Below are 24,452 nucleotides of genomic sequence, written 5' to 3'. Positions count from 1 at the left end.
CGCGTTCAAAATCTAAACAGATCGGTTTAGTCTCGCAAGTGGGATGTGTTGTGCCTGCTCCGGCAAAACAAGCCGGGTGTCGCGAGGGCAGCAACACGTCTCTACCAAAGGAAGGGTTTTCATCATGCGTTTTTCGTTGAACCGGCGCCGCTTTTCCGACCTGTCCGAACAGGAAATCGTCGCCCTGGCCATATCGTCGGAAGAGGACGACGCCCGGATTTATCGATCCTATGCGGAACGTTTGAGGTCGGAATTCCCCGGTACGGCCTCGATCTTTGACGGTATGGCCGCCGAAGAGGACACGCATCGCAAGCGGCTGGTCGACCTGCACCGCGCTCGGTTCGGCGATGTCATCCCCCTGATCCGGCGCGAGCACGTAGCGGGGTATTATGCCCGCAAGCCCGTCTGGCTGGTCGAGAACCTCGGGATCGAGCGTATCCGCGCCGAAGCCGAGGCGATGGAGCGCGATGCCGAAAAGTTCTACCTGGCGGCGGCGAAACGCACCACCGATGCCGCGACACGCAAGCTGCTGGGCGATCTGGCCGCCGCCGAGGCGGGTCACCAAGAAACCGCAGAGGCGCTTGAGCAGGAACACCTGAGCGACGACACGCGCAGCAGCGAAGAGGAACATGCCCGCCGAAAATTCCTGCTCACCTGGGTCCAGCCGGGTCTGGCCGGGCTGATGGATGGGTCGGTGTCGACCCTGGCGCCGATCTTTGCCACCGCCTTTGCCACGCAGGACACCTGGACGACCTTCCTTGTTGGCCTGGCGGCATCGGTGGGCGCAGGCATCTCGATGGGCTTTACCGAGGCGGCGTCGGATGACGGGCAATTGTCGGGGCGTGGATCACCGATCAAACGCGGGTTCGCGTCCGGCATCATGACGACGGTTGGCGGGTTGGGCCATGCCCTGCCCTACCTGATCCCGGATTTCTGGACCGCAACGATCACTGCCTTCGTCGTCGTCTTCATCGAGCTTTGGGCGATTGCGTGGATTCAGAACAGGTACATGGACACGCCGTTCTTTCGTGCAGCGTTCCAGGTGGTTCTGGGCGGCGCGCTTGTCTTTGCCGCCGGTGTTCTGATCGGCAGCGGCTGACCCGTCGGCCGCACGAAAAAACCCGGGCGCGAACGCATCATCGCCGATCACGGCGCAAGAAAAAAACCCGGGCGCGAACGCCCGGGCAGTTGGTCACGAAAGACTGATTGGAAGGAGGAGATCAGCCTTTGGAGAATTCGGGATAGGCTTCCATGCCCAGTTCCGCCATGTCGAGACCGTTGATCTCTTCTTCCTCGCTGACGCGGATACCGATGGTCAGCTTGAGGATGTACCACAGGATCAGGCTGGCCACGAAGGTGAACACGCCGTAGGCGACGATGCCTGTCAGCTGGGTCATCAGGTTTGCCTCACCGTAGAAGATCACGGCGATGGTGCCCCAGATACCGGCGAAAAGGTGGACCGGGATGGCGCCAACAACGTCGTCGATCTTGAGCTTGTCGAGGAACGGCACGGCGAAGACCACGATCACACCACCGACCGCACCGATCCACAGAGCACCGAACAGCGTCGGAGCAAGCGGTTCAGCCGTGATAGACACGAGACCGGCCAGAGCACCGTTGAGAACCATGGTCAAATCGACCTTCTTGTAGAGGATCTGGGTCAGGATCAGAGCCGTTACCGCACCGGCAGCCGCCGCCATGTTGGTGTTGGCAAAGATGCGCGATACGTCCGAGACATCACCCACGGTGCCCATCGCAAGCTGCGAGCCACCGTTGAAGCCGAACCAACCGAGCCACAGGATGAACGTGCCGAGGGTTGCGAGCGCCAGGTTGGACCCCGGGATCGGGTTTACACGTCCGTCCTTGTACTTGCCCAGACGCGGACCAAGCACGATCACACCTGCCAGAGCAGCCCAGCCACCTACGGAGTGCACGACGGTCGAACCGGCGAAGTCGGAGAAGCCCATCTCGGACAGCCAGCCGCCGCCCCACTGCCAGGAACCCGAGATCGGGTACATGAGGCCGGTCAGAACAACCACGAAGGCAAGGAAGGGCCACAACTTGATGCGTTCGGCCACGGCACCGGACACGATGGACGCGGTTGCGGCGACGAAGACCAGCTGGAAGAAGAAGTCAGACCCGACCGACGCATAGTCAAGCGCGGCGTCGGCCGCCGAAACGCCCACCGCGTCGAGCACGGTCTGCCCGCCGATGGCGAAATAGCCGTTGAAGTCGCCGGGATACATCGTGTTGAAGCCGACCAGCCAGTACATGATCGCCGCGATCGAGAAGAGCGAGATGTTCTTGGTCAGCTGCATCGCCACGTTCTTGGACCGCACGAGGCCCGCTTCGAGCATGGCAAAACCGGCAGCCATGAAGAACACGAGGAATCCTGCCATCAGGAACAGCAGCGTGGTGAAGATATACGGGCCAACCTCGTCCATGGTCGGCGCGGCGGCCTCGGCCTCTTGAGCCATGCCCATGACTGGCAGCGCGATCAGCGCGGCAGCGGGCAGGAGTGTCTTGAGTAGTTTCATCTGTTTGTGTCCCCTATCTCTGTCACAGCGCCGGTTCAGAGCGCATCCCCATTGGTTTCGCCTGTGCGCACGCGAATGGCCTGCTGCGCATCGAGCACGAAGATCTTGCCGTCACCGATCTTGCCGGTGCGGGCTGTCTTGGTGATGGTTTCGATCACCTGATCGGCCATGTCGGCGGAGACCACGATTTCGAGTTTGATTTTCGGCACGAAGTTCACCGCGTATTCCGCGCCACGGTAAATCTCGGTGTGGCCCGACTGAGAGCCGAACCCCTTGATCTCGGTTACCATCATGCCGCGGACGCCAATGTCTGTGAGCGCCTCTCGGACTTCTTCAAGCTTGAACGGCTTGATTGTCGCTATGATGAACTTCACCTTGGTCCCTTTCCCTTGCAGGTCGATCTTTGTTTGCAAGCGCAGAAAAGAGGCACGGGCTGTCGGAAGGAAAGGTGAGACGGGGGGCAGGCCAGCCGCCAGAACGACAAGTTGCACAAATTTTGCACAATCTGACGCTGATGCACATAAATTAGTCAGTTAAAAAACCATGTTGTCACTTTGTCTGCGGTCCACATCGACGGAGAAACCGATTAAATTGGTTTGAACGAGCAGTATCACAGGCGGTCGGAAGCATGACTGATTCACGACGCGGGAAAAGCCGTCTGGTCGCAGACCGGCGCTATCCCAAGACAGCATCCAGGGCCGCGAAGCCGCGCAAAGCTGCGCCCAAAAAGCGCAAGCCAGCCAGAGCGAAAGCCCGGCGCGGCGGGATCATCGGGTTCTTCACCGGGATCATCCGAGGGATCATGCGCTTTTTCCTGCGCCTGTTCCTGCGGGTGGGGATCATCGTCGCCCTGATCGTCGCCGGGCTTGTCGCGGTCGAGTACAGCCGGCTGCCCGAGGTGTCGGCAGCGCTCGACGGACGTGCACGGGGGTCGGTTCAGCTTCTGGACCGCAACGACGTTGCCTTCGCCTGGCGCGGCGACCAGTTCGGCGGCGTCGTGACGGCGGACACGGTGTCGCCGCATCTCAAGAACGCGGTGGTCGCGACCGAAGACCGGCGGTTCTACAATCATTTCGGCCTGTCCCCGCGCGGGATCGCCTCGGCAGTGCGCATCAACCTGTCCGAAGGCCGCGGGCCGCTTTCGGGCCACGGCGGATCGACGATCACGCAGCAGACCGCGAAGCTTCTTTGCCTGGGCGTGACCTATGACCCCGACGAGTGGAAGACCGAGGCGGAATACATCTCGGATTGTCGGCGCGGGTCCCTGGCGCGCAAGGCCAAGGAAGCGATCTACGCGCTGGCGATGGAGATCAAGTATACCAAGGACGAGATTCTTTCGATCTACCTGAACCGCGCCTATATGGGTGGTGGCGCGTATGGCGCGGCAGCCGCGGCAGAGCGGTATTTCTCGAAACCGGCATCGGCCCTGACACCGCAGGAAGGCGCGATGATCGCGGGGTTGCTCACCGCCCCGTCGACGCTGGCTCCGACCTCCAACATCGAACGGTCGCAGGCGCGGGCGGCCACCGTGCTGCGCCTGATGAACGAACAGGGCTACCTGACGGACGAACAGACCCGCGCGGCGCAGGCCAATCCGGCGAACCTGTCGGACAAGGCCAAGACCCAGACGGGCGGGTATTTCGCCGACTGGGTGATGCAGTCCGGACCCGATTTCTTCACCCGCGACACGACCGAGGACGTGATCATCTCGACCACGCTGGACCAACGGATTCAGAAGGCGGCCGAGGACGCGATCAAGACGGTCTTCGCCACCAAGGTCCGGGAGGGCTCCAAGGCACAGGCGGCGATCGTGGTGATGTCCGCCGATGGCGCGGTGCGCGGCATGGTGGGCGGTCGCCAGACAAATGTGTCCGGCGTGTTCAACCGCGCCACACAGGCCAGCCGACAGACCGGATCGGCCTTCAAGCCCTTTGTCTACGCCACCGCGCTGGAACTGGGTTACAGCCCCTATGACACGGTTCAGGACGAACCCTTCTGCATGAACATTCCCGGTTCGGGCCGGTGGTGTCCGTCAAACTATTCAAACCAGCATTACGGCCAGGTGACCCTGGTCGATGCGTTGGCCAAAAGCCTGAACATCCCGGCGGTCAAGATCTCGGAATCCGTCGGGCGCGACCTGGTGCGCAAGGTGTCCGAGGATTTCGGCATCGAAAGCACTTTGACCGATACCCCGGCGCTGGCACTCGGTGCCTCCGAGGCGTCGCTGCTCGAGATGACCGGGGCCTATGCGGGCATCCTCAACGGCGGCTCCTCGGTCACACCCTACGGGCTTCGGGAACTGCGCCTGGTCGGCGAACCCGAGCCGACGATGGGCACAAGCGGCGGGATCGGTGAGCGGGTGATCAACGAAGAGGCCGCGCGGCAGCTGATCTGGATGATGGAAAAAGTGGTGACCCAGGGCACCGGTGGCCGAGCCAAGCTGCCTGACCGGCCCGCGGCCGGCAAGACCGGCACCTCGCAAGAGGCGCGGGACGCCTGGTTCATCGGTTTCACGGCCGATTACGTGGCCGGCGTCTGGATGGGATATGACGACAACACGCCGCTGGCCGGCGTCACGGGCAGCGGCCTGCCAGCCGAGATCTGGCACGAGGCGATGCTTCGCGTGCACGAAGGCCTGCCGGCCAGACCGCTTCCGATGAACGAACCCACGGCGCCCCGCCGGGTGGCCGAGCCCCAACCGCAACAGCAGCAACAGGCGCCGCAGCGCAACCAAGGCGGCGGCAACGCGCTGGAAAACGCGCTGAACCAGCTTCTGAGGGATATTCTGGGCGGCAACTGATCCCGCGCATCCCGGCAAGAAACCCCCTTTCCATTTCCCGACACGAGCAATAGCGTCGCCGCCAAACACGAGGGAGACACCATGACAAACGCCATCGACGCACGGCTTGAAGAACTTGGACTGACACTGCCGGACGCTCCGGCCCCGGCGGCCAATTATGTGCCCTTCGTGCAGACCGGCAACCAGGTCTACGTGTCTGGCCAGCTTCCGAACGGCCCGGATGGCCTGATCAAGGGCAAGCTCGGCGACGATCTGGATGCCGAAGCCGGCGCCGAGGCCGCCAAGCATTGTGCCCTGGCGCTGCTGTCGCAGGCGCGCAAGGCGGCCGGAGGTGACCTGAGCCGGGTGCGCGTGGTCAAGCTTGTCGGCTTCGTGAACTCCACCGCCGATTTCGGCGACCAGCCCAAGGTGGTCAACGGTGCCTCGGACCTGATGGTCGCGGTGCTGGGCGACAAGGGGCGCCACGCGCGTTCTGCGGTGTCGGCGGCATCTTTGCCTTTCGGCGTCGCGGTGGAAATCGAAGGCATCTTCGAACTGTCATGACCGCGCTGCCACAGGTTTTTCTGGACCGGCCAATCGCGCATCGCGGCTATCACGACAAGGCCGATGGACGGATCGAAAACAGCCCGTCCGCCTTTGCCGCCGCACTCGCGGCCGGATACGGGATCGAGATGGACCTTCAACTGTCCCGAGATGGCGTGGCGATGGTCTTTCACGATGCACGGCTTGACCGGCTGACTTCCGAAACCGGGGCCGTGCGCGACCGTGACGCGGCAGAGTTGCAGGACATGACGCTGACCGGCGGTCGAGATACGATCCCGACGCTGGGTCAGGTTCTGGAACAGGTGAACGGCGCGGTCCCGCTTCTGATCGAGCTGAAAGACCAGCATGGCGAGATGGGCGAGACCGATGGCGCGCTTGAGGCAGCTACACTCGGGGCCCTGTCGTCCTATTCCGGACCGGTCGCGTTGATGTCGTTCAATCCGCATATGGTGGCCCGGCTTGCCGAACTGGCGCCCGAGCGGCCACGTGGCTTGATCACCTCGGCCTGGCGCACTGTCGACGAGCCGCAGGTGCCGGTCGATACGCGCGCCCGGCTGGCGGGCATCCCGGATTTCGACCGCGTCGGCGCTGCTTTCATCAGCCATGACGTCACCAACCTTGATGCCCCACGCGTGGAACAGATCAAGGCGCGCGGCGTGCCGATCCTATGCTGGACTGTGCGCAGCGCCAGCCAGGAAAGCCAGGCCCGCAAGATTGCGGACAATATCACCTTTGAGGGCTACGCCGCTTGAACGCCACGCGATGCGGACCAAGTACCTAGGCATATCCAAGGACAGGTCATGTCGGACACAGCCGAAGCGCCCACGATCGCCATCACCATGCATTCCTCCATCGCGCAGATCGCGGCGGAGGACTGGGACGCCTGTGCCTGCCCCGAAATCGCTGATGGCGGGCGCGCCTTCGACCCGTTCACCACGCATCGTTTCCTCAAGGCGTTCGAGGACAGCCGGTCCGTCGGCACCGGCACCGGCTGGGACCCGCGCTACCTGACCGCCGAAATGGACGGGCAGATCATCGCCTGTGCGCCGCTTTACGCAAAAAGCCACAGCCAGGGCGAATACATCTTCGATCACAACTGGGCGCATGCCTGGGAGCGCGCGGGTGGGCGCTATTACCCCAAGCTTCAGATCGCGGTACCGTTCACCCCCGCCACCGGCCGCCGCTTTCTGACCCGACCGGGATTCGAGGCCGAAGGCATCAGCGCACTGGTGCAAGGCGCGATCCAAGTGGCCGCGGATAACGAGCTGTCGTCGCTCCACATCACCTTCTGTACCGAGGCCGAGGCGATTGCCGGTGAACAGATCGGCCTCTTGCGCCGCCGCACGCAGCAATACCATTGGGTCAACCGCGAATACGACGATTTCGATGGTTTCCTGGCGGACCTGAGTTCGCGAAAGCGCAAATCCATCCGCAAGGAACGCGGCCGCGCGCAGGATTTCGGCGGCACGATCCATCAACTGACCGGGGACCAGATCCAACCCGAACATCTCGAGGCATTCTGGGATTTCTATCAGGATACCGGCGCGCGCAAATGGGGCACTCCCTATCTTACGCGGAAATTCTTCGACATCGCCCAGGAGCGGCTGCGCGACGACATCCTGCTCGTCTTGGCGGAACGCGACGGTCAGTGGGTGGCGGGGGCGCTCAACGTGATCGGGCGCGACACGCTATACGGACGGTACTGGGGCTGTGTCGAGGACCACCCCTGCCTGCATTTCGAACTGTGTTACTACCAAGCGATGGATTACGCGATTGCGCATCGACAGGCCCGCGTCGAGGCGGGCGCGCAGGGTGAACACAAGCTTTCGCGGGGCTATTTGCCGGTATATACCCATTCGTTGCACTGGATGGGGGACCCGGGGTTTTCCGACGCCGTCGCGCGCTACCTCGAAGCCGAGGCGCAGGCGGTGGGTGAAGATATCGAGATCCTGACCGGCTATGGACCGTTCCGCAAAAACCAGATGGAGGACCACGAATGACCGAGAAACTTTCCGACACCGAGCGCAAGGCCGAGCTGGACCCGCTTCTTGAGGCCGGGTGGACCCTTCTTGACGACCGAGACGCCATTTCAAAGACATTCAAGTTCAAGGACTTCACGGAGGCCTTCGGCTGGATGACCCGGGCCGCGCTCTGGGCCGAAAAATGGAACCACCATCCTGAGTGGCAAAACACCTACAACCGGGTCGAGGTGACCCTCACGACCCATGACGTCGATGGGCTGTCGCCGCTGGATGCCAAGCTTGCCCGAAAGATGGACAGCCTGTAACCGCACCGGCCCATCCAACGGGCGGCGCTGTGGGTCACGCGGTTTGTCCTTGGGCAACAGTCCCACGGCAGAACCGGTTTTTCTGCGTTCCCTTGGCCCGATGCTTGGCCTAACCTGCGCGCAATGCTGGGCTATATCGTCAAACGACTGGTCTCTCTTGCCATCAGCCTGATCGTGGCCTCGGTGGTCATTTTTGTCGTTATCGAAGTGGCCCCCGGCGATCCGGCAAGCTTCATGCTGGGCCTCAACGCGCAGCCCGATACGGTCGCAGCCCTGCGTGCTGAGCTGGGGCTCGATCAGTCCAAAGTCGAACGCTATCTCAGCTGGGTCGGCGGCATGCTGACCGGCGATTTCGGAATGTCCTACACGTACCGGACACCGGTGGCGCAGATGATCGCGGACCGAATGTGGGTGTCACTGCCGTTGGCGCTTTATGCGCTGACGCTGTCGACGTTCATCGCTTTTCCGGCAGGCATCTTCGCCGCCGCACGACGCGGAGGTCCGGGTGATCTGACGGTCACGGGGGCGACACAGCTTGGCGTCGCGGTTCCGAACTTCTGGTTCGCCATGATGCTGGTGCTGATCTTTGCCATCAACCTGCGCTGGTTCAGCGCCGGTGGCTTTCCGGGCTGGGACGACAGCTTTTGGGGAGGAATAAAGGCGCTGACCCTGCCCGCCATCGCGCTGGCCCTGCCGCAAGCCGCGATCCTGACCCGTGTGATGCGGTCCTCCCTGCTCGACATTCTGGGCGAGGATTTCATGCGCACCGCCCGCGCCAAGGGGCTTACGGCGCGGCAGGCGCTCTGGCGACACGGGCTGCGCAATGCGCTGATCCCGGTGCTGACGATCATCGGGCTGCAATTCGCCTTCCTGCTGGCGGGGGCCATCATCATCGAACAGGTGTTCTTTCTGCCCGGTCTCGGGCGGTTGATCTTTCAGGCCATCACCCAGCGCGACCTGATCGTGGTGGAATCCGTTGTGATGCTCTTGGTCTTCGCGGTGATCATGGTGAATTTCCTTGTCGATCTGGCCTATGCCGCCGTTGATCCCCGGCTCAGGACGCGCACATGAGCCGCAACCTTGTCCTTGGCGGGCTGCTCACCAGCGTCTTTGTCATTGCGGCGCTTCTGTCCTTTGTCTGGACGCCCGACAGCGTGGAGGCGATGAACATCGCAAACCGCCTGAAACCGCCCGGCGCGGGCAATCTGCTGGGCACCGACCATTTCGGACGCGACATCCTGTCGATGCTCATGGTCGGCGCGCGGACATCCATCGCCGTGGCGCTGGTCGCGGTGGGCATCGGCATGGGCCTCGGCGTGCCTTTGGGCCTTGCCGCTGCCGCGCGACGCGGAGGGATGCTGGACGAGGTGATCATGCGCATGAACGACCTGATCTTTGCCTTCCCGTCACTGGTCATCGCGATCCTGATCACCGCCGTGTTCGGTCCCTCGGCCACCAACGCGATCATCGCCATCGGCATCTTCAACATCCCGGTCTTTGCTCGCATCACGCGCGGTGCCGCGCTCAGCCTCTGGAAACGCGAATTCATCATGGCGGCGCAGGTGGCGGGCAAGACCCGCACACGTATCAGCGCAGAACATATCCTGCCCAATGTCGCCAACCTGCTGATCGTGCAGGGCACCATCCAGTTCAGCCTTGGCATCCTCGCCGAAGCGGGGCTCAGCTATGTCGGCCTAGGGGCACAACCCCCGATCCCAAGCTGGGGGCGCATGCTGGCGGAGGCGCAAACGATGGTTTCGCTGGCCCCGCATGTGGCGCTGATCCCCGGCCTGACCATCGTGGCGATGGTGCTGGGGCTCAACCTGCTGGGCGACGGGCTGCGCGACGCGCTTGATCCCCGCCTCAAGGTGGCGCGCGCATGAGCCTTCTGAGCATCGAGAACCTGTCCCTTTCCATTCACGACAGTCCGATCCTGCACGGGATCTCGTTAAGGATCGGTGAAGGCGAGATCACGGCCCTGACCGGCGAAAGCGGGTCGGGCAAATCCATGACCGCCTTCGCGACGATGGGCCTGTTGCCCAAGGGTGCGACGACCAGCGGCGCAATCCGGTTCGACGGCACCAACCTGCTTACCCTGCCGGAACCACAATTGTGCGACCTGCGCGGCCGCGAAATCGGCATGGTGTTTCAGGAACCCATGACCGCGCTGAACCCGGTTCAGACCATCGGCGCGCAGGTGATGGAAACCATCCTTGTCCATAAGGCGATGAAGCCCGAACGCGCCGAAGAGCGCACCCGCGAAGTTCTCGACCGCGTCGGCCTGCCTCCTGACCGCTTTGCGCTGTCGCGCTATCCCCACGAACTCAGCGGCGGCCAACGCCAACGCGTGGTGATCGCCATGGCCATCGCCCTGCGGCCCCGCCTGCTGATCGCGGATGAACCGACAACCGCGCTCGATGTGACAACACAGGCGCAGATCATCGAGCTTCTCAAGGGACTTGTCCGCGAACAGAACATGGCGCTGATGATGATCACCCATGATCTTGCCGTGGTCAGCGACATGGCCGACACGCTCAACGTCATGCGCCACGGAGAGATCGTGGAGTCCGGCCCGACCGCAGACGTGCTGCGCGAAATGCGCCACCCCTACACAAGGCAACTCTTCGAAGCGTCCCGCCATCAGGCCGATCTGGGCGACGCCAAGGCCGATGCGCCGCTTCTGTCGGTCCAGAACGTCAGCCGCGACTACCCCCTGCCGCGCAAAACGCTTTTTGGCCCCCGCCCGACGTTTCGCGCCGTCAACCATGTGAGCTTCGACATCCGGCGCGGGGAACGCGTCGGGCTGGTGGGCGAAAGCGGCTGTGGCAAATCCACCCTCACCCGCGCGATCCTCGGGCTGGAGCCAACCCAGCTAGGCCAGATCACCCTTGACGGTGATCCGGTGTGGCAGGGCGGCCACCCGAACCTCACCGTGCGGCGCAAGATGCAGGTGGTGTTTCAGGATCCCTATGGCAGTTTCAACCCCCGCCACCGCGTTGCGCGCCTGATCACCGAACCCTTCCACCTGTTGCAAGACCCGCCCAAAGGCAGCGCCCGTGGCAATGCCATCGCAGAGGCTCTCACCGCCGTCGGACTGAAACCCGAGGATGCCGACCGTCACATCCACGCCTTTTCCGGCGGCCAGCGCCAGCGCATCGCCATCGCCCGCGCACTCATCATCAAGCCCGAGCTGATCGTGTTCGACGAAGCGGTCTCGGCGCTCGACGTGCGGGTGCGCGCGCAGATCCTCGACCTGATGGCTGACCTCAGCCGCGCCTACGGCCTGACCTATCTCTTCATCAGCCACGACCTGAGCGTCGTGCGCTCCATCACCGACCGCGTGATGGTCATGCGCGCCGGCGAGATCGTCGAAGACCGTCCCACAGAAGCAATCTTCGACGCCCCCCGACATCCCTATACGCGGGCCCTGATGGAAGCCGCGCCGAAATTACCTGAACTCCCGGAGGCCCAAGATGCTCCCCACCCTGCCCTTTGACCCCGGCCACGTCCTGATCGGCGGCACATGGCGCGCCACGTCCGACACTCTGCCACTCATCAACCCCTCCGATGGCGACACGCTGTGCCACATCGCCCGCAGCACCGAAACGGATGTGGACGACGCCGTCACTGCCGCCCAGACCGCGCTGGACGGCCCTTGGGGCAAGATGACCGCGCTGGAACGGGGCCATTGCCTCACCCGTCTGGGGCAGCTTGTTCTGGACCAGGCCGACCTGCTGACAACGCTGGAAACCATCGACGTCGGCAAACCTGTGACCCAAGCCCGCGCAGATGCAATCGCCCTTGCGCGCTACTGCGAATTCTACGGCGGCGCGGCGGACAAGGTACATGGGCAGACCATCCCCTATCTCGACGGCTACACCGTCTACACGCTGCGCGAACCACATGGGGTGACTGGCCATATCGTGCCGTGGAATTATCCGATGCAGATCATCGGCCGGTCTGTCGGGGCAGCCCTTGCCATGGGCAATGCCTGCGTTCTGAAACCCGCCGAGGATGCGTGCCTGACCGCGCTGATGTTTGCGTATCTGGCCAGGGAGGCTGGCTTTCCCGATGGTGCGCTGAACGTGGTCCCCGGCCTGGGGTCCGAAGCGGGTGCCGCGCTGGCCCGCCATCCCGGCGTTCAACACCTGAGCTTTACCGGCTCGGTCGAGACCGGCAAGACGATCCAGACGCTCGCCGCAGAAAACGTCGTGCCCGTCACGCTGGAGCTTGGCGGCAAATCTCCCCAGATCGTGTTCGACGATGCCGATCTGGACGACGCGCTGCCCTTCCTCGTCAATGCAGGCCTCCAGAACGCGGGCCAGACCTGTTCCGCCGCCTCGCGCATCCTGATCCAGCGCGGCGTCTACGAAACGGTCGCCCGCCGCATGGCCGACGCCTACCGCGCCAAGACCATCGGTCCGGCCAGCAGCGACCCAGATATCGGTCCGCTGATCTCTGTCACACAGAAGGCCCGCTTCGAAAGCCTGCTCCAAGCGGCCCACGAACTGCCCTGCATTGCCGAAACCCCGATGCCGGAAGACCTGCCCCCAAGCGGTGCCTATGTCCAACCACGCCTCTACGGCCCTGTGCCCCCGGATCACCCGATGGCGCAGGACGAGCTTTTCGGCCCGGTGCAGGTGCTCATCCCCTTCGATACCGAAGACGAGGCGATCCGCATCGCCAACGGCACGATCTATGGCCTTGTCGCCGGTGTCTGGACCGCCAATGGCGCACGCCAGATGCGGCTGGCCAAGGCGCTGAAAACCGGGCAGGTTTTCCTCAACAATTACGGTGCGGGCGGCGGGGTCGAACTGCCCTTCGGCGGCGTTGGCAAATCCGGCCATGGCCGCGAAAAGGGGTTCGAGGCGCTGTACGGCTTCTCGACCCTGAAAACCGTCGCCGCGAAACACGGATAAATCGGGAGGAAACACATGAGGCTCAACGGCAAAACCGCAATCGTGACCGGGGGCGCCTCCGGCTTTGGCGCAGGCATCGCGCGCAAATTCGCCGCCGAAGGCGCGACCGTGATGGTCGTTGATCTGAACACCGACGCAGCCACGGGCATCGCAGATGAAATCGGCGGCATCGCCCACAGGACGGATGTGTCCAACGGCGATCAGGTGGCCGCCATGATCGAAACGGCGATCCGCCAGATGGGCCATGTCGACATCCTGGTGAACAACGCGGGCATCACCCACCTGCCCGCACAGATGGAAGACGTGACGGAACACGATTTCGACCGCGTCTTCGCCGTGAACTGCAAATCCGTCTACCTGAGCGCCCGCAGCCTTGTTCCGCATTTCAAGCACCGCAGGTCAGGAAACATCCTCAACATCGCCTCCACCGCAGGTGTTTCGCCGCGCCCGCGCCTGAACTGGTACAACGCCTCCAAGGGCTGGATGATCACCGCGACCCGCACCATGGCGGTCGAACTCGCCCCCGACGGCATCCGGGTGAACGCACTCAACCCGGTGGCAGGCGAAACGCCGCTGCTCAAAAGCTTCATGGGCGAGGACACGCCCGAGATCCGCGCGAAATTTCTCTCCACCATCCCGCTGGGCCGCTTCTCGCACCCCGAAGACCTGGGCAACGCCGCAGCCTTCCTCTGCTCGGACGAGGCCAGCATGATCACGGGCGTCTGCATGGAAGTGGATGGAGGCCGCTGCATATGACCCGATCTTCTCTGGTTCGAAAATATCCCGGGGAGTGTGAGGGGCTGGCCCCTCACTCCGCCACCAGCCAAAGCGAGATGTCCCTGTGACACCCGGTCCCCGCAACCTGATCACGGATGTTCCGGGCCTCGCCGTCGGCAATGCCCAAGACGCAAACCTGAAATCCGGCACAACCGTCCTCTTGTCCGAAAACGGTCCCATGACCAGCAGCTACGCCGTGATGGGCGGCGCGCCGGGCACCCGGGACACCGATCTGCTGGAGCCGGACAAGACCGTGCCCGGCGTCGATGCCCTCGTGCTCTCGGGCGGATCGGCCTTCGGTCTGGCCGCAGCACAAGGCGTGATGGAGGCGCTTGCCGAACAGGGGCGCGGGTTCCGGATCCATTCCGCCCGCGTTCCCATCGTGCCGGCCGCGATCATTTTCGATCTGCTCAACAATGGCGACAAGGGATGGTCACAAAACCCGTATCCGGGGCTTGGCCGTCAGGCGCTTGCGCAAACACGCCACGACTTCGCCCTCGGCACCACAGGCGCGGGCACCGGCGCAACGGACGCGCAGCACAAGGGTGGGCTTGGTTCGGCCTCCCTCCTCCTGCCCGACGGCACCACGATCGGCGCCCTGGTAGTGGTGAACGCTCTGGGCAGCGCGACCACGCCGTCAGGAAAACATTTCTGGGCCGCCCCCTTCGAGATCGGCGCGGAATTCGGGGGGCTTGGTCCGGACCCGACGGCGGGCCTTCAACCCTTGCCTCCCAGCCGCAAAGCCGCGGCGATGGCGCGGCATGGCAACACCACGATCGGCGTGGTGGCGACCGATGCAACGCTCGACAAGGCGGCGTGCAAACGTCTGGCCACCGCCGCGCATGACGGGTTCGCCCGCGCGCTGGTACCGTCGCACACGCCTTATGACGGCGACCTGATCTTCGCCTCCAGCACGGCGCGGCGCGGCCCGCCGTCAGACGAGGTGATGCCGATGCTTGGTCACTTCGCGTCCGTCTGCATGGCCCGCGCGATTGCCCGCGCGATCTGGGAGGCAACGCCCAGCGACGGTGACGCCTTGCCGACCTTTCGTCGGGCGCGGTTGCAAAACTGACTTTGCAGTTTTGCAAAATCCGTCATCGGATTTTTCTCACCGCAGGATCGGCGGTTTTTCCGGATCGCTTCCCGGAGCCATCCGTTCGACACGCGCAGGCGCCTCCGACTCCGGCAGATCGAAGCGCAACCCGACACGAGCGAGCTGGGCCGTCACCGGATCACTGTCGCGCAGGAACACCACATCGAGCGCCGCGGCCTCCAGCCCCGAGAACACCAGCGCCTCTTGTATCGCCCGCGCCAGGGCGCCCTCGGCCCCCGGCACAGCCCCAGTAAAGCCGATCAGATGACCACGCACGCCGCTGTCATAGAGCACCTCGGCGAGATAGCCGCGCCGGGCCAACCCGGTCGCGGTGCGCAGCTTGGCGTCGATCGCCTCCAACAGCCCGTCCGGCAAAGCCCGCGGGGCCCGAAACTCCTCGGGCCGCGCTTCGGCTTCCGATGGTCCCTGCGCCACGGTTTCCGCCAACCAGTCCACCGCTTCGGAGGGCAAGAGGATCGAGGAAGGTGCAACTTCGGGGTTCAAGGCGATGCCGATCCCTTGCCCGGCCAGCATCCCCACGACCGACCGACCCGACAAGGCCGCGTAGGGCACCGCCCGCCCGGCGAACTGGCTCAACCGGTCCTCGGTGTCGAAGACCAGAACAAACCGGGCATCGCCCAGATCGAACAGTTCGGGTTCCGCCTGATCCCCCTCGGCCTCGCGCGCCAGCATCAGGAACAACTCGGCCTCGGCCAGCCGGTCATAGAACCGCAGGCGCGGAGCATCAGCCTCGGGGGCCGCCTCCATCGCCGCATGCGCGTGGTCCAGCGGGGTTTGCAAACTCATGCCATCACCTCTTTCACCCGCGCGCGCAGAACCGGAAGCACCTCGGCCTCGAACCACGGGTTTTTCTTCAGCCAAGCGGTATTGCGCCAGCTGGGATGGGGCAAGGGCAGACATCCCGGCCAATGGTCGCGCCAGTTGCGCACGATCTCTGTCACACCGGCCTTGGTGCCGAGGTGGTATTTCTGCGCATACCCGCCGATCACAAGCTTCAACGGCACGTCCCCGACATGATCCAGCACTTCGGGATGCCACGTCTGCCGGCAGATCGCTGGCGGCGGCAGGTCCGATCCCGCCGCGTCATAGCCGGGAAAGCAGAAGCCCATCGGCACGATCGCGACGCGGCTCTGGTCGTAGAATGCCGCGCGGTCCAGGCCAAGCCAGTCGCGCAGACGGTCGCCCGACGGATCATCGAAGGGAATACGGCTGGTATGCGCGCGCAATCCCGGCGCCTGAGACGAGATCAGAAGCCGCGCGCCGGGCCGGAACCAGACGACGGGTTTGGGACGGTGGCGCGTGGCGGTTGCGGCAAAGCGGTCGGCGCACAACGTGCAGGCCATGAGGCGGTCATGAACAGTCATGCGCCGACATGTAATGCGTCCTGTCTCAAACCAAAGAGGCGGGAACGATCAATCTTGTCTCGTAGCGGATCAGCCCGGCGATCCGGCGCAGATGGTCAGGTCGAAACGCCACGCAGCCCTCGGTCGGAAAGCCCGGCCTGCGCCAGCGATGAAGAAAGATCGCCGACCCCTTGCCGCGCTGAGCATCGGGCCAGTTCCAGTCGGTCAGCAGCACCAGGTCATACAAGGGATCCCCCCGGCGCAGCGCCTCGTGACTGTGCGGATAGGGCACGCGGACCATCAGGTTGTAATCCTCGTGCGCCGGATCGTCGGACCACAGGTCACCGGGCCGGATCGGCACCGCCCAGTCGGTGGGCCGCGCCATGCGGTCGGGCCGGTACAGCAGGCCGACGATGCGGTGCACCCCGACCGGCGTCGCGCCATCGCCTTCGCGCTTGTCAGCGCGCACGCCGCCGCGCCCGATGGTGCAGGGCCACATCCGCCCCATGAAGCGCATTCCCTGCCGGGTGAGAACCATGCTCGACGCGGCGCTCACAGGATATGCCCGGACTTGCGCATCTTCGTCGCCAGGTAGGCGGCGTTGTGCGGGTTCTCGCCCACGCGCAGCGGCACACGCTCTGCCACTTCGATGCCGTTGCGTGTCATCATGTCGATCTTGGCCGGGTTGTTCGTCATCAGCCGCACAGCCGAAAATCCGAGCCTGCGCAGCAATTCCGACCCGATGCGGAAATCCCGCTCGTCATCCTCGAAGCCCAGGCGGTGATTGGCCTCGACCGTGTCGAAGCCCTGATCCTGCAACGCGTAGGCGCGCATCTTGTTGGCCAGACCGATCCCGCGCCCTTCCTGGTTCAGGTATAACAGGATGCCTTCGCCCGCCGCGCCCATTGCGGTCAGAGCGCCGTTCAACTGCGGCCCGCAATCGCATTTCAGGCTACCCAGGAGATCGCCGGTGAAACAGGCCGAATGCAACCGCGCCAACACAGGCGCAGCCCGGTCCGGGCGGCCGATCTCGATGGCGTAATGCTCTTCCGACCCGTCCTCGGGCCGGAACACGTGCAGGCGCGCATCCTCGGCCGCGCGCAGCGGCACCCGGGCCGAGATCACCTCGTCAAAGACGATCGACGCGCCGATCCGCGGCCCCGCCGCGTCCGCGTCCAGACAGGTCAGGCCATGCCGGTCGGCAAAGACCGAGGCCTCCTTGACCGGAAGGGCGACCACGGCGGGCAGCAGCCGCGCAGACTTTGCCAACGCCACGGCAAGCCGGTGCAGCGTGGCATCCCCGCTGCGCCGGGTTTCCAAGGGGCCTTTCATCGGATGGGTCAGGTCATCCGCCGGATCCGCCAGCGCCTGCACCCAACGCACCGTGGCATCCCGGGGCAGGACCACCCGCGCGACATCGCCATCATAGGCGCGCGCCTTCAATGTCTGCGCCCGGCGCCCGGTCAACACGAGATCGGACACGCCCTCCAGGGCGATCACCTCGGCCAGCCGCGCCGCCTTGAGGGTCTCGGCCGCCAGGATCAGAAGCCCTTGCCCGCGCCCCAGAACAACCGGCACACCCATGCGCAAATCGGCACGGGCGCGGGCAAGAAGGTCAGTGATGTCCGGCGACAGGCTCATGTTGTCCGGGAACTCCGATAGGGGCGTTCTGCAACAATAGGCCCCGATTCATGAAACATTCGGCCCCTGCATACACGAGGCCGTGAGACACTTGCAGCAATTCTTGTCGCCGTGCAACGCCCCGACCATGTGTCGTTAAACCAATGGAGAGACAAGCTTATGGCACAGTTGAAGAATATTCTTCTGGTCGATGACGATGACGACCTCCGCGAGGCTCTGGCCGAGCAGCTCGTGATGACGGAAGATTTCGAAGTTTTCGAAGCCGATAGCGGCACCGCCGCCATGGGCCGCGTCAAGGAACAGCTTTTCGACCTGATCATCCTCGACGTGGGGCTGCCCGACACCGACGGGCGCGAGCTTTGCCGCCTGATGCGCAAACAGGGCGTGAAGGCCCCGGTGCTGATGCTGACGGGACACGATTCTGACGCCGACACCATCCTGGGTCTGGATGCCGGAGCAAATGACTACGTCACGAAACCGTTCAAATTCCCGGTGCTTCTGGCCCGCATCCGCGCGCAGCTGCGCCAGCATGAACAGTCCGAGGATGCCGTCTTCACGCTTGGGCCGTATACGTTCAAGCCGTCGATGAAATTGCTTGTCACCGAAGACGACAAGAAAATCCGCCTGACCGAGAAAGAGACAAACATCCTCAAGTTCCTCTACCGCTCGACCGAGGGCGTGGTGCCGCGCGATACGCTGCTGCACGAGGTCTGGGGCTACAATGCGGGGGTGACGACGCACACGCTCGAAACGCATATTTATCGTTTGCGTCAAAAAATTGAACCAGATCCCTCGAACGCGCGTTTGCTTGTTACAGAGTCCGGGGGCTATCGGCTGGTCTCATAGGACCTTAGTCTATTTTGATTCAGATCAAAGAAACATGCCGAGCGCATCTTTTATCTGGGTCACAACAGTTCCCGTCGCATATGCGGGTTATCATATGCACCTCCCTGTTGGACCTGGCCCGGGCTTTTGCCCGGGTCTTTTTTTCTCAGTAGAGACTGATCCGCGCCACCGTCACATCCGCCTGAAAATCATCGCCATAGGCGACGATCCCGATGCTGCGCACCTCGGACGGATCGAAGCGGGTTGGCATGGCGTCATGCGACGCCTCGAAGGCGGCAAAGGCAAGCCGTACATCGGTCCAGTCCGGCGATGCGACAAAGGACGCGCGATAGGAATACCACACGCGTGACAGGTCTGGCGTCTTCAGGAACACGTAATATCTGGCGCCATTGCCACGGACCCGCAGATCCAGCCCCTGCACGCCCTCGGGCCATGGGTCCGAAAACCTCCGCCGCGCTTGCAGGAAGCCGCCATTGTTGGCGGTACTCACCGTGCCGGTCAGTCGCAGCACCGAGTCCGGGCCCGTCCCGATCACCTCGGCGCGGCCGGACGACACGCCGCCCATCACGCGGTCGGCCACGTAATCCCAGCGCGCCTCGGCATCTCCGGAAAAGTCATCGAATGTCGTCTCCGCCATCGCCTGCCCCGCCAGTGTCACAGCAAATATGAGTGCGATTACCCGCATGGATCAAACCTAGCCCATCGCCCCAACGAAAAAAGGCGCCCCATTCAGGACGCCTTTTTTCGTGTTTTCAGAACCGACCGATCACTCGGCGTCTTCGGTCTTCTTCTCGGGTGCCAGCTCTTCGCCGGTTTCCTGATCGACCATCTTCATCGCAAGGCGCACCTTGCCACGGTCGTCGAACCCAAGAAGCTTCACATAGACTTCCTGGCCTTCCTTGAGCACATCCGACGGATGGTTCAGGCGGCGGTTCTCGATCTGGCTGACATGCACCAGGCCATCGCGCTTGCCGAAGAAGTTCACGAAGGCGCCGAAATCGACGATCTTCACGACCTTGCCCTTGTAGACCTGGCCTTCTTCCGGTTCTGCCACGATCGAATAGATCATGTCATACGCCTTCTGGATGGCCTCGCCGTTCGGGCTGGCGATCTTGATGACGCCTTCGTCGTTGATGTCGACCTTGGCACCGGACACTTCCACGATCTCGCGGATGACCTTGCCGCCCGACCCGATCACTTCGCGGATCTTGTCGGTCGGGATCTGCATCGTCTCGATCCGCGGTGCGTGGACGCTGAATTCCGCAGCACCGGTCAGCGCCTTGTTCATCTCGCCAAGAATGTGCAGACGGCCTTCCTTGGCTTGCGCCAGGGCCTTCTTCATGATCTCGGGCGTGATGCCAGCGACCTTGATGTCCATCTGAAGCGACGTGATGCCGTTCTCGGTACCCGCGACCTTGAAGTCCATGTCGCCCAGGTGGTCTTCGTCACCCAGGATGTCGGTCAGAATCGCGTAGGATCCGTCCTCTTCGAGGATCAGGCCCATCGCCACACCGGCCACTGCCGATTTGAGCGGCACGCCCGCGTCCATCATCGACAGGGAGCCACCGCAGACCGACGCCATCGAGCTTGAGCCGTTGGATTCGGTGATCTCGGAGACCACGCGAACAGTGTACGGGAAATCCGTGGCCGCCGGCAGAACCGCCTGAAGCGCGCGCCACGCGAGCTTGCCGTGGCCGATTTCACGCCGTCCCGGAGGGCCCACGCGACCGGCTTCACCAACCGAATAGGGCGGGAAGTTGTAATGCAGCAGGAAGTTGGAGCGGTAATTGCCATGCAGCGCGTCGATGATCTGTTCATCATCGCCGGTGCCCAGCGTGGTCACGACAAGGCCCTGGGTCTCACCACGGGTGAAAAGCGCCGAGCCGTGTGTCCGCGGCAAGAAGCCGGTTTCGCACACGATGTCACGCACCTTGTCCAGCGCACGCCCGTCAATCCGCTTGCCTGTCTTGACGACATCGCCGCGCAGAACGGACGCTTCCAGCTTTTTCAGGGCAGAGCCGAGGTTCGGATCTTCCAGTTGCTCTTCGCTCAGAGCTTCCTGGATCGCAGCCTTCGCCTCGGACACGGCGGTGGTGCGCTCCTGCTTGTCGGTGATCGCATAGGCAGCACGGATCTTGTCTTCGCCGGCGGCTTTCACGGCCTCGTAGAGGGCGGAATAATCCGGCGGCTGGAAGTCGAACGGCTCTTTCGCCGCAGATTCCGCCAGATCGATGATGAGGTCGATCACCGGCTGGATCTGCTCATGCGCAAAGGTCACGGCGCCCAGCATCTCGTCCTCGGTCAGCTCGTAAGCTTCCGATTCCACCATCATCACGGCGTCCTTGGTGCCTGCGACAACCAGATCGAGCCGCTGCTCGGGGTTGTTGCGCAGCCGGTCCATATCCTCGACATCCGGGTTGAGGATGTAGTCGCCATTTGCATAGCCGACGCGGCAGCCCGCGATCGGACCCATGAACGGCGCGCCGGAAATTGTCAGCGCCGCCGAAGCCGCGATCATAGCGACGATATCCGGATCGTTGACCAGATCGTGCGACAGCACGGTGCACATCACCAGAACTTCATTCTTGAAGCCGGGCACGAATAGCGGACGGATCGGACGGTCGATCAGGCGCGCAGTCAGCGTTTCCTTTTCGGTCGGACGTGCCTCGCGCTTGAAAAAGCCACCCGGCACCTTGCCGGCAGCATAGTATTTTTCCTGGTAGTGGACGGTCAGCGGAAAGAAATCCTGACCGGGTTTCGGCTGCTTGGCAAACGTCACGTTGGCCATGACCGAGGTTTCGCCGAGGGTGGCAATCACGCTGCCATCGGCCTGACGGGCAACCTTGCCCGTTTCCAGTGTGAGCGTCTCTTCGCCCCACTGCATGCTTTTCTTCGAAATGTTGAACATCTTCGTATCCTGTAAGGGAGCACTCCCGGCCCTCCGGGTCTCCCGTTTTCATGGCGGCCCCATTGCCGCCGACCCCTTTCATCGTTCCATGCGCCGGGGTCAAAGCGTCACGTCTCAGATCCTTGCGCCTTACAGGAATTTTCCAGCAAAGAAAACCGTTCGTTTTGTCGCCTTTCCGGCCCGTGAACCAGATGCGCATGCAGAGCCCAAAATCAGGCTCCCGTCCGGGATTCCGGCACAGCACGCGGCCCCGGAACGAAAAAGGGCCCGCATAGCGAGCCCTTTGAAACCGGATAGCGGCGTGCCTTAGCGGCGAATGCCCAGACGCTTGATCAGATCCTGATAGCGCGCTTCATCCTTGGCCTTGGTGTAATCCAGCAGTTTACGACGCTGCGCCACAAGCTTGAGCAGACCACGACGCGAGTGGTTGTCTTTCTTGTGGGTCTTGAAGTGCTCGGTCAGGGTGCCGATGCGGCTGGTCAGGATGGCAACCTGGACTTCGGGCGAACCGGTGTCGCCTTCCTTGGTCGCGAATTCCTTGATCAGACGGTTCTTTTCTTCGACGGTGATCGACATCGGGGTCTCCTTTCGAAGGTTTGTGTGAATGGCGCAAGCCGGGATGTCGTCCAGCAGGGCCCATGGAGAATCTCCGCACGTCATGCGGATGCGGGCGTATAGGCGATAAAACCGGCCTTGGAAAGCCCCTCCGAGCGCAGCGGCCGACCCTGCGCAAGTTCAGGCAGCGCGCGACCCACCAGACCCGTGCGCGATCATCGCAGAGGTCGGGACCTGAGCCAGGACCGCCCCGTCCAGAAGCACATCTGTCCACCCCCCATCATCGGGTGACAGGCGCAACGCGATTTCGGGCCGGTCTGCGGAACGCGATCGCACCTGCGCCAGCAGGATATCCTGCGCCGCAGCAAAGCTTGTCACCCGGACAGGAGGCCGGGCGATCAGCACCGGCGTATTGATCTGCCCCGCCCGGTCGAACAGGCGCAGGGCGGCGACCGGAATGTCCGGCCAATCCGCAGGCGGGCTTGCGTATACGGCCCGACCGGAGTCGCGCGTCTGTCGCCCCTGCGGAAAGGGTACAAGAAACGTCAGAAGCGAAACGCCGGTCAGGCCGAAGAGAGCAAGAAGGAGAAACATGGGATCAAGCCGTCAGTGCAGTGCCGTGATCCTGCCGCCCAACCGTAAAGAACTGATTGGCGCGGTCTCTGCACAATCGGGAAAAACCATGAAATTTTTACCGATCACCGCATCGGATAGCGGTTCTGCGGAGGCCATTCCGTGGGGTCGGTTCCGAATGGCACGTAGAGCGGATGACGCGGATGGCCGTCCCTGGTCAGGCCGAGGTGGTGCAGGGCTCCGGCGCATCGCTGCGCCACCAGCCTGCCCCGGCCCTGAAAATTGCCATGCACGCCCCAGGCCGCGACGGTCATTCCGGCTTGGGCGATCCAGATATCCAGAAGCGCATCGTTCTGGTCCCCGACGGGCGCGTCAGCCTTCTTGAGATCCGCAGGCCGGGTCGCGCGGAAAGCAAAGATGTTGGCAATCATCACGCCGCCGAACCCCATCGTCCGCGCCCGCGTCTCGCATCGCGCCACCGTCGGATCGTTGCGATGCTCATCTGCCGTGGACGGGTTCAGCATCAGGAACAGAACCGCAGGCCGCTCCTTGTTCCAGACGCGCGACAGCCCGTACCGATACCGGTCGCACTCGGAATACCACACGCGCGACAGGCAGCCGTCCGATTCGTGAGCGCGGAAAACCATCGCGTCGTGAAGCTTTGCCGGCAGGTCCGTCACGGGGTGACGAAGACCCGCGACGGATGCACTTCGCCTGACTTGTAGCGGCCCACCGCAATCGGCACGCCGTCATGAGAAACCCAGCATTCGTCCCCGTAGTCGACCCCCGAGGCGATCACCATCGCGGGGTTCCCGTTTCGCAGCTTCACGGCCGATTCCGGGCCGCAGGGCAACTCTGGCAGGTCGGTCAGCCCCTCTTCCAGCGGCCTGAGAAAGCTGTCGAGCTCCGGTGTCCGCGCCATCGCGTCGATCCGCTCGAGGCTCAACCCGTCCTCTGCATCGAACGGGCCGGACCAGACCCTGCGCAACCGCAGGACATGGCCCAGACATCCCAGCGCCTCGCCCAGATCACGGGCGATCGACCGCACATAGCCGCCCTTGCCACAGACCAGCATCAGTTCGGCATGATCCGGGTCCGGGCGGTCCAGCAGGGTCAGTTCGTCGACAAAAAGCGGTCGCGCGGCGATCTCCATCTCTTCGCCGTCCCGCGCGCGCTTGTAGGCGCGTTCTCCATCAATCTTGACGGCCGAGAATTGCGGCGGCACCTGCATGATGTCGCCGACGAAGGCGTGCAGCGCCTCCTTGATCTCATCGTCGCCGGGCCGCAGGTCCGACGACGCGATCACGTCGCCCTCGGCGTCATCCGTACGGGTCGCCTGTCCGAACCGGACGGTGAACGCGTACGCTTTGAGCGCGTCCGTGATATAGGGCACTGTCTTCGTGGCCTCGCCCAAAGCAACGGCAAGAACGCCTGTCGCGTCAGGGTCAAGCGTTCCGGCATGGCCGGCCTTGTTGGCATCAAAGGCCCACCGCACCTTGTTCACCACCGCGGTCGAGGTGATGCCCGCCGGCTTGTCCACCACCAGCCAGCCGGAAATGTCGCGGCCTTTGCGTTTGCGTCCCATGTCACCCTCGCATGTCTAGAAGAC

Annotated in this window: 25 protein-coding genes; 13 read left to right on the top strand and 12 right to left on the bottom strand. The window is 63.5% G+C overall.

The annotated features are described in order from the left end of the window. Window positions 1-124: 124 nt before the first annotated feature. Window positions 125-1,099 carry an iron exporter MbfA gene (gene mbfA / locus LCF60_RS01035; protein WP_292289146.1) on the top strand — a complete coding sequence of 325 codons (975 nt, stop codon included), beginning with the start codon at window positions 125-127 and terminating at the stop codon, window positions 1,097-1,099. A 121-nt stretch (window positions 1,100-1,220) separates the two neighbouring features. Here the strand turns inward: mbfA and LCF60_RS01030 are convergent, their stop codons facing one another. Together LCF60_RS01030 and LCF60_RS01025 are read right to left on the bottom strand one after the other, a co-directional pair. Next, window positions 1,221-2,537: an ammonium transporter gene (locus tag LCF60_RS01030; RefSeq protein WP_292287446.1), complete on the bottom strand. Its 1,317-nt coding sequence runs from the start codon at window positions 2,535-2,537 to the stop codon at window positions 1,221-1,223. Window positions 2,538-2,572: 35 nt separating this feature from the next. After that, window positions 2,573-2,911, bottom strand: a complete 339-nt coding sequence (locus tag LCF60_RS01025) for a P-II family nitrogen regulator (protein ID WP_292289145.1) — start codon at window positions 2,909-2,911, stop codon at window positions 2,573-2,575. Window positions 2,912-3,165: 254 nt separating this feature from the next. On the opposite strand from LCF60_RS01025, the gene LCF60_RS01020 reads away from it, so the two are divergent. The 11 genes from LCF60_RS01020 (at window position 3,166) to LCF60_RS00970 (ending at window position 14,935) form a co-directional block, all read left to right on the top strand. Continuing rightward, complete coding sequence (locus LCF60_RS01020) at window positions 3,166-5,337, top strand: PBP1A family penicillin-binding protein (protein WP_292289144.1); 2,172 nt, start codon at window positions 3,166-3,168, stop codon at window positions 5,335-5,337. 81 nt (window positions 5,338-5,418) lie between these two features. Next, window positions 5,419-5,880 (top strand): RidA family protein, encoded by a 462-nt coding sequence (locus LCF60_RS01015; RefSeq protein WP_292289143.1) that lies wholly within the window; start codon window positions 5,419-5,421, stop codon window positions 5,878-5,880. Then, window positions 5,877-6,632, top strand: a complete 756-nt coding sequence (locus tag LCF60_RS01010) for a glycerophosphodiester phosphodiesterase family protein (protein ID WP_292289142.1) — start codon at window positions 5,877-5,879, stop codon at window positions 6,630-6,632. Before LCF60_RS01015 ends, LCF60_RS01010 begins: the two co-directional genes overlap by 4 nt. A 48-nt stretch (window positions 6,633-6,680) precedes the next feature. After that, on the top strand, window positions 6,681-7,880 hold the full coding sequence (locus tag LCF60_RS01005; RefSeq protein ID WP_292289141.1) for a GNAT family N-acetyltransferase: 1,200 nt from the start codon (window positions 6,681-6,683) through the stop codon (window positions 7,878-7,880). Beyond that, window positions 7,877-8,167: a 4a-hydroxytetrahydrobiopterin dehydratase gene (locus LCF60_RS01000; RefSeq protein ID WP_292289140.1), complete on the top strand. Its 291-nt coding sequence runs from the start codon at window positions 7,877-7,879 to the stop codon at window positions 8,165-8,167. Before LCF60_RS01005 ends, LCF60_RS01000 begins: the two co-directional genes overlap by 4 nt. A 123-nt stretch (window positions 8,168-8,290) precedes the next feature. Further along, window positions 8,291-9,238 carry an ABC transporter permease gene (locus LCF60_RS00995; protein ID WP_292289139.1) on the top strand — a complete coding sequence of 316 codons (948 nt, stop codon included), beginning with the start codon at window positions 8,291-8,293 and terminating at the stop codon, window positions 9,236-9,238. Further along, entirely contained in the window at window positions 9,235-10,050 is an 816-nt protein-coding gene (locus LCF60_RS00990; protein ID WP_292289138.1) for an ABC transporter permease, read from the top strand. Before LCF60_RS00995 ends, LCF60_RS00990 begins: the two co-directional genes overlap by 4 nt. Further along, complete coding sequence (locus LCF60_RS00985) at window positions 10,047-11,663, top strand: dipeptide ABC transporter ATP-binding protein (protein ID WP_292289137.1); 1,617 nt, start codon at window positions 10,047-10,049, stop codon at window positions 11,661-11,663. Before LCF60_RS00990 ends, LCF60_RS00985 begins: the two co-directional genes overlap by 4 nt. Beyond that, window positions 11,641-13,086 carry an aldehyde dehydrogenase family protein gene (locus tag LCF60_RS00980; RefSeq protein ID WP_292289136.1) on the top strand — a complete coding sequence of 482 codons (1,446 nt, stop codon included), beginning with the start codon at window positions 11,641-11,643 and terminating at the stop codon, window positions 13,084-13,086. The genes LCF60_RS00985 and LCF60_RS00980 overlap by 23 nt, the downstream gene beginning before the upstream one ends. A gap of 15 nt (window positions 13,087-13,101) precedes the next feature. Then, window positions 13,102-13,842, top strand: a complete 741-nt coding sequence (locus LCF60_RS00975; protein WP_292289135.1) for an SDR family oxidoreductase — start codon at window positions 13,102-13,104, stop codon at window positions 13,840-13,842. A gap of 85 nt (window positions 13,843-13,927) precedes the next feature. Then, entirely contained in the window at window positions 13,928-14,935 is a 1,008-nt protein-coding gene (locus tag LCF60_RS00970; RefSeq protein WP_292289134.1) for a P1 family peptidase, read from the top strand. Between the two features lie 36 nt (window positions 14,936-14,971). On the opposite strand, the gene LCF60_RS00965 is transcribed toward LCF60_RS00970, so the two are convergent. Genes LCF60_RS00965 through ribA form a run of 4 tightly spaced genes read right to left on the bottom strand, consistent with a single transcriptional unit; the run spans window position 14,972 to window position 17,961 of the window. Continuing rightward, window positions 14,972-15,763 (bottom strand): SseB family protein, encoded by a 792-nt coding sequence (locus LCF60_RS00965; RefSeq protein WP_292289133.1) that lies wholly within the window; start codon window positions 15,761-15,763, stop codon window positions 14,972-14,974. Next, window positions 15,760-16,341: a uracil-DNA glycosylase family protein gene (locus LCF60_RS00960; protein WP_292289132.1), complete on the bottom strand. Its 582-nt coding sequence runs from the start codon at window positions 16,339-16,341 to the stop codon at window positions 15,760-15,762. The genes LCF60_RS00965 and LCF60_RS00960 overlap by 4 nt, the downstream gene beginning before the upstream one ends. Before the next feature lie 25 nt (window positions 16,342-16,366). Further along, a complete protein-coding gene (locus LCF60_RS00955; RefSeq protein WP_292289174.1) occupies window positions 16,367-16,837 on the bottom strand; it encodes a L,D-transpeptidase family protein in 471 nt (156 codons plus the stop codon). A 35-nt stretch (window positions 16,838-16,872) separates the two neighbouring features. Next, window positions 16,873-17,961, bottom strand: coding sequence for a GTP cyclohydrolase II (gene ribA, locus LCF60_RS00950; RefSeq protein WP_292289131.1), 1,089 nt, complete (start codon window positions 17,959-17,961; stop codon window positions 16,873-16,875). Between the two features lie 159 nt (window positions 17,962-18,120). Between ribA and LCF60_RS00945 the strand changes: the two genes are divergently transcribed. Continuing rightward, a complete protein-coding gene (locus tag LCF60_RS00945; protein ID WP_292289130.1) occupies window positions 18,121-18,807 on the top strand; it encodes a response regulator transcription factor in 687 nt (228 codons plus the stop codon). 145 nt (window positions 18,808-18,952) lie between these two features. On the opposite strand, the gene LCF60_RS00940 is transcribed toward LCF60_RS00945, so the two are convergent. The 6 genes from LCF60_RS00940 to truB form a co-directional block, all read right to left on the bottom strand. After that, window positions 18,953-19,444: a CIA30 family protein gene (locus LCF60_RS00940; RefSeq protein WP_292289129.1), complete on the bottom strand. Its 492-nt coding sequence runs from the start codon at window positions 19,442-19,444 to the stop codon at window positions 18,953-18,955. A gap of 129 nt (window positions 19,445-19,573) precedes the next feature. Beyond that, window positions 19,574-21,715, bottom strand: coding sequence for a polyribonucleotide nucleotidyltransferase (gene pnp, locus LCF60_RS00935; protein ID WP_292289128.1), 2,142 nt, complete (start codon window positions 21,713-21,715; stop codon window positions 19,574-19,576). Window positions 21,716-22,021: 306 nt separating this feature from the next. After that, a complete protein-coding gene (gene rpsO, locus LCF60_RS00930; RefSeq protein WP_292289127.1) occupies window positions 22,022-22,291 on the bottom strand; it encodes a 30S ribosomal protein S15 in 270 nt (89 codons plus the stop codon). Between the two features lie 159 nt (window positions 22,292-22,450). Continuing rightward, window positions 22,451-22,864, bottom strand: a complete 414-nt coding sequence (locus LCF60_RS00925) for a hypothetical protein (protein WP_292289126.1) — start codon at window positions 22,862-22,864, stop codon at window positions 22,451-22,453. Window positions 22,865-22,968: 104 nt separating this feature from the next. Beyond that, window positions 22,969-23,490 (bottom strand): DUF1643 domain-containing protein, encoded by a 522-nt coding sequence (locus LCF60_RS00920; protein WP_292289125.1) that lies wholly within the window; start codon window positions 23,488-23,490, stop codon window positions 22,969-22,971. A 29-nt stretch (window positions 23,491-23,519) separates the two neighbouring features. After that, window positions 23,520-24,428: a tRNA pseudouridine(55) synthase TruB gene (gene truB / locus LCF60_RS00915; RefSeq protein ID WP_292289124.1), complete on the bottom strand. Its 909-nt coding sequence runs from the start codon at window positions 24,426-24,428 to the stop codon at window positions 23,520-23,522. Window positions 24,429-24,452 lie beyond the last annotated feature (24 nt).

The sequence above is a fragment of the Marivita sp. genome, from assembly GCF_020055635.1.
In the GTDB taxonomy this organism is placed as follows: Bacteria; Pseudomonadota; Alphaproteobacteria; order Rhodobacterales; family Rhodobacteraceae; genus Marivita.
This window is presented reverse-complemented; position numbering and strand designations above follow the sequence as displayed.